Consider the following 14,466-nt stretch of genomic DNA (forward strand, 5'->3'; position numbering starts at 1 on the left):
CGACAGGCATTATTGGCACGCTGATTTGGCGCTGGCCTCACGTGGGCGCAAGCGACAATCGGCATGCTTCAATAAGCTGACGGACACGCTCTTCACCTACCTTCTCCAGCAAAAAACGGACGAGATCCTCCTGTCGGTTTTGCCCGAAGGCCATGCGATAGATGACAAGCGAGCGGCGCAGTTGATCCTCTTTGGGAATATCACGACTGAGAGGCAATGCCGGTATGTGCCTCTCGATCTTGGCGGGACCGTCGAGCGTAACCCAGAACGGAAACAAATCGTTGAAATCAGCGGATCTCGCGATTCTCGCGGCCTCAAACATCGCGGCCCAAATGTCTTTCGATCCGTTGAGCGATACGGGCCCGTGAGCGGCGGCGATGTTCTTACGCAGCGCGTGGCCCTTGTAACGGTGGACGCGCCCTTCTCTTTGCTCAAGGTCGACCGGATTCGAGGGCAGGTTCCAATGCACCACCGCGTGGCAATAGGGATGAAAGTCGAGGCCCTCTTGACCAACGGATGTTGTCGCCAGCACGAACGGCCAAAACGGCGAGTTGAACGCCGATCGGACCTGGTCGGCGCGCGTCGGTTCGCTGCCGTCGTCGGCGTCCTGGTCGCCAAACCGCATGGCGAATCGCGTTCTCAAGCGGATTGGCTCGCTTCGGACACTCCGCGAGCTGACCGTTAGTATGTCTACCTGCGTGGTGGCCGTGCGAAGCGTCAAGCAGCGTTGCATCTCCTTCGAAAGCTCGTCAGCGATCATCGTCGTCGGCTTATCGGTGAGGCCCAGCGACTCAATCAACATGTGAGCATATTCGTCGAGCACCGCCTGCAGATTGCCGTCCAGGCAATACGACAGGACTGACTGCCAGTAGGGCGTCTCGCGCTTTCGATCGCGAAGCACAGCCATCGCTTCCGGGAGATTGAAAAGGCGCAAGAACGAATGGGCCAGCGCCGCGGCAGCCGTCTTCACGGCATCGCTAGCCACCTCTTCTTCGGCAACGATATGACGTTTCAGAGCGCGGAGACATACGACGCCCAGGCCGGCAAAGCCACTCTTCGCCGTCACCTCACAAAGATCGCTGGGGGGCGGTCCAAGTTCCAACCGACCATCGAGAAACTCTTGGGCCTTCTTCACGTGCGTTTCCCATCCAAGGGCCGAATCGTCATCAGTGGTCTGCGTTGGTTCGCCGGACCATGATTGACTCAATCTCGGCTGCGCAAACCAGCGCTGCACTTCACCGGGGTGGTGCCTGAGATCCAGCAGCAAAGGAGCCGCCCAATACCACGATTCGTCCGCGGGGCCCGGACGCTGGCGAGCCGCCGTCAATTCCTCTTGCAACGCTGATTCAATGCTGTCGGCCCCGGCTTGCACCAACTCGGCGACGGGCACGGGAAGCTGCTCCCCGCGCAAACGCCGCGCGAGCAACAGCGGGTCGAGTTGCTCAACCAACCAGCGGCAGGGATAAATAAGGCCCAACACCGGCATGCCGGTCGGCCTGCCCTTGGCGAATGTAAACCTCAACAACGCGCGCCGCTTCTTACGCGCCTCAGCGGTGTTTCTCGCCTTTTTGGAGAACGTCCGCATCATTCGGCGTTCCGCCTCGTAGCTCAAGATCGCCGAAATGGCCTTGGGCACGACCCGCCAACAAGAAAACACGAGGCGCTTGGTGAAGCATTGTAGCGTCGGCGTCGCGAAAGCGCCCCTCGGTTCAGAATACGGCAGCGACGGTGGAATCCATAGCAGGCGCCACGCGCCGCGCTCGATCACGTCGTCGTGCAGTGCGCGCAATCGAGCGTTACCTGGATCGAGTTTGCCATACGCCTCAATGACTTCCGGACGAAGGAGTCCGGCCTTGGCTCCGCGCATGGCGTCGACGAATTTGGATGCTTGCCGCTCCGACGCCAATTCGTCGCGCAGCGTTCGCTTAAGTTGGTACTCATCCATGAAGTTCAGTAGGTACGGCGCGGACTTCCAGTATTCGAGCACGTCATCACTTTCGAGACTGCGGGCCACGCGTTGCAAAACCAGGTACTGTTCGACGTCGCTTTCCATCAGTTGTGGCCGCATCTGCTTCACGTCGGCCAGCATGCCGTTGCGGTCGGGCGTCAGTGCCAGCCGTTCCGTGCGGACCATCACTTGTCGCAACGCCACCTCGAGCTCGCGCTTTACGCCGAGCAGTTGCTCATTTCCGCCTACCGCGACGTCGAAAAGATGCTCGCGATATCGCCGAATCAATCCGGCGACGTGGTCCCTGGAGGATGGCGACGGCATCAAAAAGTGAAGCGTGCGTTCAAAATCGGCGTAATGGTCGTCCTGGTCTTTTTCCCGCGCGAGCGTATACATTTTGTACGGCGTTGCCGACAGGAGTAGCACGCGCGCGGCCAGCGAAGAATCGGTTTGCGACTGCTGATAATTGAACAGGTGGTGCGCAAGCTGCGCCGCCTCGGTCGGCTCTTCCACGTCGGACTCGAGCAAATGCTTGAATCGCTGAAACTCGTCGAGAATAATCAGGTCCGGCTCGAGCCAATTCAGGCACGATTCGGCCAGAAGCCTGCGTAGCTCGCCAATGAGCCGGTTGCGGTCACGGTGCAGCTCAGGCGGCACGGTCATTCCGGCCCGGGGCATTGCGCCGCAGAGTTCGTCGAACTTGCGCAACAAATCCGTATTGCTCAATCGCTCCCAAAACATCTTCGCAATTTTTGGGTGAGGCGACGGATGTGCTGTGGGAAAGCAGTCCACTTGGTTGCGAAAGGAATCCGTGCCGGCATTCGCCTCGAACAAACGGGTCGCCCTGGTCCGTGAGACATCATGTTCGTTGGCGATCAGCCAATAGATCAGGACCCGTTCCAGCGATTGACCGGCCCCGTGGCTCAACTCAAACGACGTGCCGGGCGTGAAGGAGACGAAATTCAGCCGACGCAGCCGCATGTTTGCCAAAGTCAACGGAAGAAGGGTGATGCGCGAGGCCAGGCAGAAGTCTTTCTGGCCCGTGACGTTCAATCGATTGATGTTTTGCCGTGCAATGTCTGTGTTCGAGCAGACGTAAACCACGTCGATCCGCTGCGTGCGGTCCCAAAGGTGGTCGATGGCCTTGGCGATGACGCCCCGCGCCACGAGCGTTTTCCCCAATCCAACCTCGTCAGCGACAAGGAAACGACGCGCGTGGTCGGCGTCAGTATAGAGTCGCCGAAATACGTGCTCGACGGTTTCGCGTTGAAAGTCCTTCAACTGCGCAAGAATGGCAGCGGTCGTCGGGCGAGAGGCGCTTGGTTTGCTCGGCATGGTAGTTGTTCCTCGGTCACTTTTTCGAGGCTTTCGAGCGGTGCTTGCGGCGCGCGTCGATAATCGGCCTCCAGACTTCATGGAAGCCTTCCGGCAAAAGTCGTCGCCCCTCCGGGGATTTTTCCAAATCCAGAACGAGATGCTCCACCTCGTCGATCTGGTCTGGACGACGGTCGAGCGCTTGCAGCAGCGATTCCAGCAGCGAGGCGACGAGTGAATCGCCGAAGACACCGTTGGCGGCGTTCTCCGAGGCTGCCGCGAACAGGCTGGCAAAGTTGGCCTCATCCGGATCAATCAGAAGCAGGAGGAGAAAACGCAGCACGCTTTGGCGATCGACCAAGAGATGCCGCAGGACGCACTCGGAACGGTCAGCAGGCGCGTTCACCAGTGGAAGGTAAAGTACAAACTGGTGGGAGAATTGGCCGTCCGCGGAGACAAGCTCCCAGGCGAAGAATGAAGTTAGGCCGATTAACGAAACGGGCACAAAGCGGCACCATACGTCGTGATCAAAGGAGATTGCCGTGCTCTGGCTTGGTCCGAGACTGATCGGCCAAACTCGCAACGTCGAGCCGGTCGGTGGTGATACGCGGCCCGACTTTGTGGGACGCACAACCAACGCATAATGGTTCTCATCACATTTTTCACAATCCGCCACGGCGGCGCGCATCGCGATCTGCTTCGCCAATTCGTCCGCTTGCCGGTCGAATAGCAACTGATCGGACGGAAGCACTGTTGTTTCCGGGTGTTCGACGAACGGCCTTAGCAAGTCACGCAAGCAGGCAATGTGTTTGTCTTCGTCATCACCGGACCGGCCCATGATCGTCGCGATGCCATAGCGGCTCTTTTTGCCGCGCAACTCGACCAGAAACTCGACATTGCTCGCGAACGCCACGCCCGTGGCGTTCGCCGAACCGGTCCAGATGCGGCTGTTCCAGCCGGCGTCGGCTATGTAGCACTTGGCGTGCAGACCGAGCAACGCCGGACCGGCCATTTCATCGCCGTGCCGAGAGTCGGAGGCATTTTTCGATTCGGAGCCTTGGAAATTGAGAGCGGTGGCGGCGTCTTCCTGCTCCGGCTGGGCGGTCTCGTCGAGGACCCAAACCCGCTCAAATCGAGCAAGCTCCGCCGACGGCAAGCAATCGAGGGTTTCGGCCCTGGACACTAATTCAAGCGGCGCCGAATACGGCGCGATCCTGTTGACGAATCCGGCATCGACGAACGGTGAGATCACGAGCATCCTGTCGATCCGGTCGTCGAACGGCCAGTCATCGGTTTCGCCCAGACCGATCGGCCAATAACGAACGTCCTCGAATTGCTCTGGCAGGCTAAAATCGACGCGCCGCAGCTCGTGGGCAAGTTGTTCGATCCGCTTTCGCCATTCGGAGGCCAGGCTGCGCCGCGACATTTTGGGTAGGCTTTCGACGAACTGGCCCAGCGGATGATTGCGCGCGAATGCGTTGGATCGGTCGCAAAGCGGGCCTTCCATGCATAGCATCGTGTCCCACGAGCGATCGAAGGTCATGTTGCGGCTTAAACAAAGCATTCGGTACGTCACGGTCGCATCCGGGCCCAAGTACCGCAGAAACCAAATCTTTGGATGGAAGCTTCCGCCGCGAGGCGCAAGCGCCTCCGCGATCGAGCCCTCGAGGTTCACCAGCAGCGGCTGGTAGCTGCGCGGCACATGAATGCGTCCCGCTTGGCAGAACAGCAGAATGCGGTGCGCATATTGGCGAGTTGCCTTCAAGAGCGAGAGCGGTTCCAGGACTGGGTTCCCCTGTCGGTCCTGCCAGTCGGAAAAGGCGAACGCCACAGGAGCGGCCAAAAGAGCGATCAAGTCCAGCGAATACGTCGTTCCGACTGCCCAATCGAGCCTGTGCTCGGGCGGAGGAGCGAGGGTTTCCAGCAGTAGCTTCCGGCTATGAGGCTCAAGCATTGCCTAGTTTCCCAAACTCGGCAGTATATCCGACACGATCGACTTGGCGGCGTTCCAGCGAAGATCCATTTGCCCGGCTCCCGCGGCGCCGTTCCACAGCTCCAGCGCTCTCCTGTTTTTCAGGCGCGATTGTCCGCGTTTGAGCGCATACTCACGGCGGTCGATAAGAGCGCGGGTCGCCTGGCCGTCGACAATTCCTGCGACGTTGGCCGTCACCAAAACGGCATTGATCCACTGATTGACGAACGCCTGCGCAGGGAAGCTCACTTGTGGATTCGCGCCGCGAACAATTTGCCAAAACCGCCGGCGATCCCAGTTTCTTAGGTCATCACGGCGCCGAGTCAGGAGTTCCCACCACTCGGTGAGAGCCTCGCGGTATTCATCGATTTGCTCCGGCCACGGTCGAAGTTCGGCCAGCATCAGGTTGTAAAGCAGTTGGGCGCCCCACATGATCTCTGAAAAATTTCGCCCATGCGTCAACTGTTCAGTGAACACGTCCGGCACGTCGTGCGCAAGGTCCCAGCAGGCATCGACTTCGCCTACCGAAATCCGCGTGCGAAGGATGTGTGCCAGGAAGGATCGCGGGCAATTCGCCAGGACCCGTTCACGAAGATACTCGGCCTCGGGCTGCGAGAGGTCAAAGGTAATGCCTTGCGGAAAACTTGGGGGCGCCGCGGGGATGCCGCCGTGCCAGTTGCAAATGTCGGGATCGGGTGGAGTTTCTCCGCCAAAGTCCTGCCGCGATGGTCGGCCCTGTCGGCGCGCATAGAACAGCTTGAGCGAACGGTGGTATTGGTCTTCTGAGCCAGGGAAAAGGCGAATTCCCCATGTTTCGAGCCCAAGCCAATAGACGCTGCTTGCGAGTCGCCGCACGTTTTCCCTGGCCCGCTTGCCAATCAAGCCGCTTGAATCACCCGACGAGGCGATGACGTTCATCAACTCCACTTCAAGCTTTCGGGCACGATGCTCGACGCGGTCGGGTGCGACCTGCTTTTCTTCGAGTGTCAGGTAGATCCAGGGCACGAACAGGAAGTATTTCGCGCGCGTCTGGATCGTGCTGGTGCCCGGAAACAGTAAATCCGCGAATGCGTCACGGACCCCGCCCAAACCAAGCTCGTCCCTCGTCGCGCGTTCGCCGAAAAGCTCGATGACGTCGAGCATTTTGCGACGCTCAGATTCCGAATAGTCAAGCCAAGTGAAAGTAGATGGCATTTGGATTATTCTCACTGTGCATGGCGCTTCGGCGTCCGCCCTGGTTGCGATCCCATCCGACGGTGACGGAGAATGACTGACCGAGAATATACCAGATCACGGCCGTAGTCCATCGGTGGTATAGCCCCTGTCACACTCTCGGGATCCGTAGGAAGCCTTGATCACGCGGCCGCATGGCATGACCCGTGATTGGCGCTCATGAAGGCGGGCGTGCCGGCGACGTGCCCCGCCAGCGCGCTGCGTTTCCTCGCTCACCAACAGGCCGAAGTCGGCCACGTGCGGCCGGCCCTGTTCGTCGAGCAGGATGTTGGCCGGCTTCAGGTCGCGATGAACGAAGCCGAGCTTGTGGGCGTGGCGCAAGGCGTCGGCCACCATTTCCAGTAGCTCCGCGGCGCGGCCGGGCGCGACGGGGCCGCCGTCGATAAGTTCCGCCAGCGTTTGGCCGGGCACGTACTCCATGACGATGTAAAGCCGATTGTTTTCGCGACCGACGTCATGGATGGTGACGATCTGCGGATGATTAAGACTGGCGGCGTGGCGGGCCTCGGTGCGGAACTTGTCGAGCGCGCCGGCCGTGGTGAAGGTGCCGACGCGCGAGACTTTGATCGCTACGTCGCGGTTCAGATCGGGGTAGCGGGCCAGGTAGACATTGCCGAAGGCGCCGGCGCCGAGGGTGGACTGTTTCTGGTAGCGGCCGAGTTGCGTGGGGGCGGGTTCGTCTTCGCGGCCCTCACCCCAACCCTCTCCCGGCGGGAGAGGGAGTTCGCCGCGCATCAGGGCGAACAGCGATTCGAGCCTCTGATCGGCCGCGAAGGCGCCGGCGAGTTTTGGATCGGCGGCCAGAGAAGCGTCGAGCCGGCCGGCGTCGATGGCGTGGCCGAGCGTTTCGTCGAAGTCGTCGCGCGGCGTGTCCGCGTCGGGCAAAGCAAGCGGCGAGTCAGCAAGCGGCTGGTTCATTCAGGCAACCACTACCACAAAGAACACAAAGAGCACGAAGAACAGAAAATGGGGCCACGGATGGAACACGGATGAAACACGGATAGAACACAAATCCGTGTTTCATCGGTGTTTAATCCGTGGCTGGTTTTTGCTGGCGACATTCGTATCGAGCAGCACGACGCTCATCACTCGGGCTTCTCCGGCACGAGACTGCGCCGCGCCGCGCGTTCGCGTTGAATGTGCTCCAACAGTTCGTCGGGATCATCGTCGGCCGGCCACAGGTCGCTCAACTCATCGAGTTCCGAGACCGGCGAAACTCCCTGCTGGGCCGCCAGCTCGTCAAGCGATGGCGATTTCCAGAAGGACGGAGCGGCAGATTCATCGGGCACGACGCGCGGCTCGAATTCAACGCGGGTGCGTTCGGGCAGGTCAACCGGACCGACTGGGCGAAATACGCCTTGTTCATAAATGGCGTGAATGACGTTGCTCATAGCGAATCCTCTCGGAGTCACGCCCCATCGGGGCCACTTTGGTTCATCCTATCTATTCACCCAGGGTCCCGCTGCGCTGCGCCCTGGGCTATCGAATCGCGCCCCTTCGGGGCTACGGTGCGGAATTCACGATTCAGGCGAGCTGGATGGGGCCTTGGGATGCTTCCGCGGCCCCATGTTAGCTCACCATCTCCTTCACCAATCCGCGCAAGGCGGATGGGGTCGGGCGAAAAAAAATCCGGGGGCGGCGCGTTCGGTCGGCCGCCGGCTACCGCTAACTATGATGACGGGCAAAACGGCCCGAGTAAACCATCCCCCGTCTGCGAACATGGCGTCGCCAGAGGCGAGCGGCAATTCAATGGATTGTCCCTCCGACCCGCCTGTGTCGCGCTGGACGAAGATTTTGGCGGGCAAAGTCGGGCGAAGTGCCGCCCCGCCAAGCCGCAACGTCGGCCCAGGCAGTTCACGCCCAAGCCCTTTTTATTGGCTGGTTTGAGAGATAATCCCGCAAGTCCTTACGGTTTCGTGGTTTGCGCGAATAATATCAGTATTGACTCGTTGCCCAAGCTAGCTATAATTCCCGCGCGGTGGGCAAGTTCGGTAAGCCTGGAAAGAATCGCGGAAACTGCCGAATGCGGAAGCGCTGGGTTGTAAACGGTTTACGGACACAGCGAGCTAAGGGCTAAGTTGCGTTTTGGCGTCACACGGAGGATAGGAACTTCCCGCTGTCTGTCGCGTTGGCAGGCCGGCCGGAGGTCCCGCTGAGACTAGCCTCACCATCGGCTAGGAGAAGGGTGGTTTAGCGAATTATGAAAACTGTGTTCACTACGGGCGAGGCGGCCAAGATTTGCAAGGTCAGCCAGCAAACGATTATTCGGTGTTTTGATTCGGGACAACTCAAGGGTTTCCGCGTGCCGGGCAGCCGTTTTCGGCGAATTCCGCGGGAACAGCTCTTTCACTTCATGCGCGACAACGGCATTCCCACCGACGCGCTGGAAAGCGGCAAACGCAAGGTGCTGCTCGTCGATGACGACCAGGAACTGGTCGAGCTGATCACCGACGTACTGGAACGCGACGGCCGCTTCGAGGTCCGCACGGCCAACAACGGCTTCGACGCCGGCATGATGGTCAAGGAATATCGCCCCGACCTGATCGTGCTCGACGTCATGCTGCCCGACATCAACGGCAAAGAGGTTTGCCAGCGGGTCCGCAGCGACAGCACCATGGACGAGGTGCGGATCATCTGCATTTCGGGCATGGTCGAGGAAGACAAGATCGACGACCTGCGGGCTTCGGGCGCCAACGACTTCTTGCACAAGCCGTTCGAGGTGGAAGCCCTGATCGACCGCATGTGCATGCTGCTGGAAATGGAAACCGCCACGACGGTCCGCTAGGCGGATGGCTTCATCGGCCCGTAATCGCCATGAGCGAATTCGACGAGCGCCTGACGGCTGCCAAGCTGGAAGCGATGGCTGAATTTGCGGCCGGGGCGGGCCACGAGATCAACAACCCGATCGCCGTCATCGCCGGCCGGGCACAATTGCTGCTCGACGGCGAGACGGATCCGCAGCGGCGACGCGAACTGGCGGTCATCCAAGCGCAGGCCATGCGCGTGTATGAGATGATCGCCGACATGATGCTTTTTGCCCGGCCGCCTGCCCCGCGGCTTGCTGATTGCGACATGGCGACGGTCGCGGAGAACGTTGTGGCGGAACTTGCCGGCAAGGCCCGTGAAAAGCAGGTCCGCCTAGAGCTGCAGACGTGCTCGCAACCGTTCACCCTATCGGCCGACGCGAACCAGTTGGCCGTGGCCGTGCAAGCGCTTTGCCAGAACGCGTTGGATGCCGTCGATCGCGGCGGATGCGTGAGTGTGAGCGTCGAGCGTCTGCCTGCTGCCAACATTCCAGGTGAAGATCGCATCGCCATCACGGTCGCCGACGACGGGGGCGGCATCGCGGCCGATGCCCAGGAACATCTTTTCGATCCCTTCTATTGCGGACGCCCGGCCGGGCGACGCTTGGGCATGGGGCTGGCCAAAGCATGGCGCATCGTCCGCAATCACCGGGGCTGGATCTCCGCTGAGAATCGGCCGACGGGAGGTGCGATGTTTATGATGGTACTCCCAGCCACCGTCACTGCTTCAGAGCATTAGAGCATTACAGGCACGTCAGCGACTGCCAACGTGCGCTTCTGTGTCAAGCTCCGGCGCGGCCGTCATGCGTGGCTCAAGCTCAGGGGCATCTTGCCATTCGCCCCGCAATTCCGACAGCACCCGCGACAACACGCCGTTCTTGCTCCATCGCTGATACCAGCGGTGGATAGTGCTGTCGTCGCCGAACTCTTTGGGCAGTTTGTTCCAGTGGCAGCCGGTCCGCAGGCGGTAAACGATGCCGTTGAGCACTTGTCGCCAATCGGCCGGCTTGCGGCCCGGACCTTTTCGCAACGGGCTGTCCTCCAACAGAATCGGGTAGACCCGCTGCCATGCCTCGTCGGAAACCCGCCACTCGGACTCGTGATTACTATCGAATCTCCGCTCGGTAATCATTTTTCCCTCCATACGCCCTCTTTCTCTGGCAAGCAACTGGCATACCAAGCGGACCTCTGAAGGTCATTCGTGTTCCGATAGGCAATCTGACTGCCGTTTGCCGCACACAGCTATCCCCCATTGGGCTGCCGTTTGTTCAAGACCGCCTGGAAAGGCCGCCCCACCGCGGGAGTTTTGAGATAGCCTCTTTTTGTCCCGGCAACACTCGCTGGTAGTTCAGCCGTCATTCCGCTCGCTGTACGGCCAAAGTCGTTCCTGCCCGCAAAGTCGGCGCAACCGTTACCTCCGGAACCCGAATTTCGCTTCGCGGCCGCATTCGGCCGGTTCTGATTTGTGGGTGGTAGCGATTCTGCCGATAGTGCGCAAGGTACGGCGTAGGACGGTGGCATTGAAACCGCGTTTTATTCGGAAAATACTAGATTCCTTGCTAGGGAGGCCCGGCCATGAATACGGCGCGTCACCAAGTTGCCCCAACAAGTGCCCTGGTCTTGGCCGTCTCGCTGCTGGCCGGCTGCTCGTCGTCCGGCGGCACCTTCACCCTATTTCCCACCGGCGACTACCTGCTGAAGTCGACGAAACTCGTGCGGCGAAGCGTACCCCGCCAACTGCCGGTGCCGCGCGAACTGGAAAAGACCCTTCTGCCGGACTACGTCCTCCAGCCCGGTGATGTGCTCGTCGTTGACCCGACGGCGCTCGACTCACCGGTCCGCTTTCCGGCCGACCAGACGATTCTGGCCGACGGCACCATCGACCTGGGTCGTTTCGGCCGCATCATTGTGGCCGGCAAAACCATCGAGCAAGTCGAAGCCGACGTCGCCGCCGCGGTGCGGGGCGTGGAGCCAGGCGCCGCCCCAGGCGTCAACGTGCGACTGGTGAATCCCCAGAGCGCGGTCTACTACGTGCTGGGCGAGGTGAACTCGCCCGGCTCGTTCCCGTTGATCGGTCGCGAGACGGTGCTCGACGCGCTTCTGGCGGCCGGCGGTTTGAGCGACAAGGCCTCGCCGTGCAACATCATTCTGAGCCGGCCCACCGAGCCCAGTGGCTGCCGCACGGTGCTGCCGGTTTGCTACCGCCACATCGTGCAATTGGGCGACACCACCACCAACTATCAAATCATGCCGGGCGACCGTGTGTATGTGGCCACGCGGACCTTTGGTGAAGCGCTATTCAACAAGCGGTCCTGCCCGATCTGCCAGGGCGTGCAATGCCCCTGCCCGAGCAGTTCGGCCTTGCTGCCCGCTCTACCCACCATCACGCCGCCGCGCGTCATTGGCGGCGCGATCCCCCTGCCAGCGACCGACGAATCGCTGCCCGAATCGCCGTATGTTCCCAACGAGATGCCGAAGGCCCCGCCGATCGACGACGCAACGGGCATGGACGAGGACGCACCGCCCGTCTTGTCGCGAACATCGGCGGTGGTCCGTCCGTAGGGCGGGGCCACCGATCAACTTGCACTTATCTGTCCATCGTGAGAAAATCATGAAACGTCGCCGCAACGGCGGTCATCGAGCCGTACGGCGAGATTCTTTTCATGGTAAATCGCGAGGGAGTGGCGAGAATGCAACGCAGGCCAATGGCGGTGACGGCGGTCGTTCTTCTGGTCGCATTCGGGTATAGTTCGGCCCCGGCCAGGGCGGCGAAAACGCCGGGCCTCGGCGATCCCGGTCGCCTTGCCAGCGCCGAGTTCGCCAAGATCGGCCAGCCGCCGCTCGATGGGCCGGACGCACGCAAGCAACTGCTCGTCGACGGCATGTATTCCAGCGGCCAGGTGCGCGATCTGACGCCCACGATCACCTGGCAGGCCTCGCCCGGGGGCATTGTGGCCATCAGCCCGACCGGCCTGGTGACGCCGCTGGCCGACGGTGTCGTCAAGATCACGGCCAAGTCGGAAGGTGGCATGCAGGCGGTAACCGAACTGACCGTCAAGAACTTCAATACGCCCCGCCCAATCAACTTTCCCAACCAGATCGTACCGATCTTCACCAAGAACGGTTGCAATGCGGGCGGCTGTCACGGCAAGTCCACTGGCCAGAACGGCTTTCGTCTTTCGCTGCTCGGTTTCTATCCCAGCGACGACTACGAGTTTCTCGTCAAAGAGGCCCGCGGCCGACGGCTGTTCCCCAGCGCGCCCGACCAAAGCCTGTTGCTGTTGAAAGCCACCAACACCGTCGCGCACGGCGGCGGGCATCGCCTGGAAAAAGAGAGCTATGAATACGGGCAAATCGTCCGCTGGCTCGAGCAAGGGATGCCCTATGGCAAGCCCGACGATCCCGTGGTCGAGCGCATCGAAGTCTTCCCCGACACGCGGGCGATGGACCGCGACAGCCGGCGGCAACTGGCCGTGTTGGCTTATTACAGCGACGGCTCGACCGAAGACGTGACGCACATCGCTCAGTATGAATCGAACGACGGCGAGATGGCCGAAGTGTCGCCGGCCGGGCTGGTTCACACGTTCGACCTGACCGGCGACGTGGCCGTGATGGCCCGCTTTCAGGGGCAGGTGAGCGTGTTTCGCGCCACGCTGCCGCTGGGCATCGAGGTGGCCGACGGCAGCCTGCCGCCGCGCCGCAACTTTATCGACGAGCTGGTCTTCGCGAAGCTCAAGGCACTCGGCATTCCGCCGTCGCCCGTTTGCGACGACGCCACCTTCGTGCGGCGTGCCACGCTCGACATCGCCGGGCGGATCCCCGCGGCCGATGAAGCCCTGGCGTTCACGGCCGACACCGATTCGCAAAAGCGGGACAAGCTGATCGACCTCCTGCTTGATAGCGCCGGTTACGCCGATTACTTCGCCAACAAGTGGAGCGTCATCCTGCGAAACCAGCGGGTGAACCAGAACTACACCCGCGGCACCTACGCCTTCCACGATTGGATTCGCCGCGGCATTCTGACCAACAAGCCCTACGACCAGTTCGTCCGCGACATTGTTGGAGCGTCGGGCGAGATGGGGCAGAACCCGCCGGTCGCCTGGTACCGGGCCGTGCAGACCTCCGAGCAGCAGCTTGAAGACACGGCCCAGCTTTTCCTCGGCCTGCGGATTCAGTGTGCCCGTTGCCATCATCATCCCTTCGAGCGTTGGAGCCAGCACGATTATTACTCGTTCTCGGCGTTCTTCTCGCGCGTGGGCCGCAAGAACGGCATCAACGGCCTGCAGCCCCGCGACGAGCAGCGGATCTTTCACAACCGCGGGGAAGCCGTTGCCCGCAACCCTCGCACGGGCGAAAACCTCAAGCCCGCCGGCCTGGGAAGCGGGCCGGTGGAGATCGAGCCCGAGCACGATCCGCGGCAGGCATTGGTGGATTGGATGGCCTCCGCCGACAACCCCTTCTTCGCGCCGGCCTTGGTGAACCGTTACTGGAAACACTTCATGGGCCGCGGCATCGTCGAGCCGGAAGACGACATGCGCGTGACCAATCCTGCGTCGAATCCCGAATTGTTGCAGGCATTGGCCCGGCATTTCATCGACAGCCGCTTCGACATGAAGGAGCTGATCCGCACGATCTGCCGATCGAGCAGCTATCAACTCAGCTCGGAGCCGAACGAGTTCAACGCCGCCGACAAACAGAACTTTTCGTATTACCATCCGAAGCGACTCAACGCCGAAGTGCTGTACGACGCTTTGAATCAGGTGACGGCGACGGCGACGAATTTTAGCGGCCTGCCGTCGGGCACGCGGGCGGTGCAGTTGCCCGACAGCGGCGTGCAGAATTATTTTCTGACGGTGTTCGGCCGGCCGCAGGCCACCAGCCCCTGCGAGTGCGAGCGGTCGCAAGAAGCGAACCTGGCTCAGAGCCTGCACTTGTTGAACTCCAACGAGGTGCAAGGCAAGCTGCAAGCCGGCGACGGCCGGGCGGCCAAGCTGGCCCGCGACAAAGACCGTAGCGACGCCGACAAGATTCGCGAGTTGTATGCCTGGGCCTACGCCCGCCAGCCCGACAAGGGCGAGCTTTCGTTGACGATCGACTATTTGGCCCGGCACGAGAACAAGCAACAGGCTTACGAGGACATTCTTTGGGCGTTGATCAATACCAAAGAGTTTTTGTTCAATCATTAGATGCGGGGG

10 protein-coding genes are annotated in these 14,466 nt (G+C 61.1%); 4 read left to right on the forward strand and 6 right to left on the reverse strand.

Features of this window, described 5'->3' with window-relative positions; translation table 11 throughout:
• Nucleotides 1-37 precede the first annotated feature (37 nt).
• The 5 genes from VNH11_11775 to VNH11_11795 all read right to left on the reverse strand — a co-directional run bounded on the left by VNH11_11775 (nucleotide 38) and on the right by VNH11_11795 (nucleotide 7,858).
• A complete protein-coding gene (locus tag VNH11_11775) occupies nucleotides 38-3,283 on the reverse strand; it encodes a DEAD/DEAH box helicase (GenBank protein ID HVA47036.1) in 3,246 nt (1,081 codons plus the stop codon).
• 16 nt (nucleotides 3,284-3,299) lie between these two features.
• Nucleotides 3,300-5,216, reverse strand: a complete 1,917-nt coding sequence (locus VNH11_11780; GenBank protein HVA47037.1) for a phospholipase D family protein — start codon at nucleotides 5,214-5,216, stop codon at nucleotides 3,300-3,302.
• A 3-nt stretch (nucleotides 5,217-5,219) separates the two neighbouring features.
• A complete protein-coding gene (locus tag VNH11_11785) occupies nucleotides 5,220-6,428 on the reverse strand; it encodes a DUF6361 family protein (GenBank protein HVA47038.1) in 1,209 nt (402 codons plus the stop codon).
• Nucleotides 6,429-6,524: 96 nt separating this feature from the next.
• Nucleotides 6,525-7,385, reverse strand: a complete 861-nt coding sequence (locus tag VNH11_11790; GenBank protein ID HVA47039.1) for a serine/threonine-protein kinase — start codon at nucleotides 7,383-7,385, stop codon at nucleotides 6,525-6,527.
• Nucleotides 7,386-7,552: 167 nt separating this feature from the next.
• On the reverse strand, nucleotides 7,553-7,858 hold the full coding sequence (locus tag VNH11_11795; protein HVA47040.1) for an antitoxin family protein: 306 nt from the start codon (nucleotides 7,856-7,858) through the stop codon (nucleotides 7,553-7,555).
• An 809-nt stretch (nucleotides 7,859-8,667) separates the two neighbouring features.
• Between VNH11_11795 and VNH11_11800 the strand changes: the two genes are divergently transcribed.
• Nucleotides 8,668-9,252 carry a response regulator gene (locus tag VNH11_11800; GenBank protein ID HVA47041.1) on the forward strand — a complete coding sequence of 195 codons (585 nt, stop codon included), beginning with the start codon at nucleotides 8,668-8,670 and terminating at the stop codon, nucleotides 9,250-9,252.
• 29 nt (nucleotides 9,253-9,281) lie between these two features.
• Nucleotides 9,282-10,010, forward strand: a complete 729-nt coding sequence (locus VNH11_11805; GenBank protein HVA47042.1) for a HAMP domain-containing sensor histidine kinase — start codon at nucleotides 9,282-9,284, stop codon at nucleotides 10,008-10,010.
• A 15-nt stretch (nucleotides 10,011-10,025) separates the two neighbouring features.
• Here VNH11_11805 and VNH11_11810 read toward each other — a convergent pair whose 3' ends face one another.
• Nucleotides 10,026-10,403, reverse strand: a complete 378-nt coding sequence (locus VNH11_11810) for a transposase (GenBank protein ID HVA47043.1) — start codon at nucleotides 10,401-10,403, stop codon at nucleotides 10,026-10,028.
• Nucleotides 10,404-10,846: 443 nt separating this feature from the next.
• Between VNH11_11810 and VNH11_11815 the strand changes: the two genes are divergently transcribed.
• Together VNH11_11815 and VNH11_11820 are read left to right on the forward strand one after the other, a co-directional pair.
• The gene (locus VNH11_11815) at nucleotides 10,847-11,833 is read left to right on the forward strand and encodes a polysaccharide biosynthesis/export family protein (GenBank protein ID HVA47044.1); all 987 of its coding nucleotides are present in this window, start codon (nucleotides 10,847-10,849) and stop codon (nucleotides 11,831-11,833) included.
• A 128-nt stretch (nucleotides 11,834-11,961) separates the two neighbouring features.
• The gene (locus tag VNH11_11820) at nucleotides 11,962-14,457 is read left to right on the forward strand and encodes a DUF1549 domain-containing protein (protein HVA47045.1); all 2,496 of its coding nucleotides are present in this window, start codon (nucleotides 11,962-11,964) and stop codon (nucleotides 14,455-14,457) included.
• The last annotated feature ends 9 nt before the right edge of the window (nucleotides 14,458-14,466 follow it).

It is taken from the genome of Pirellulales bacterium (genome assembly GCA_035533075.1).
Lineage (GTDB): Bacteria > Planctomycetota > Planctomycetia > Pirellulales > JAICIG01 > DASSFG01.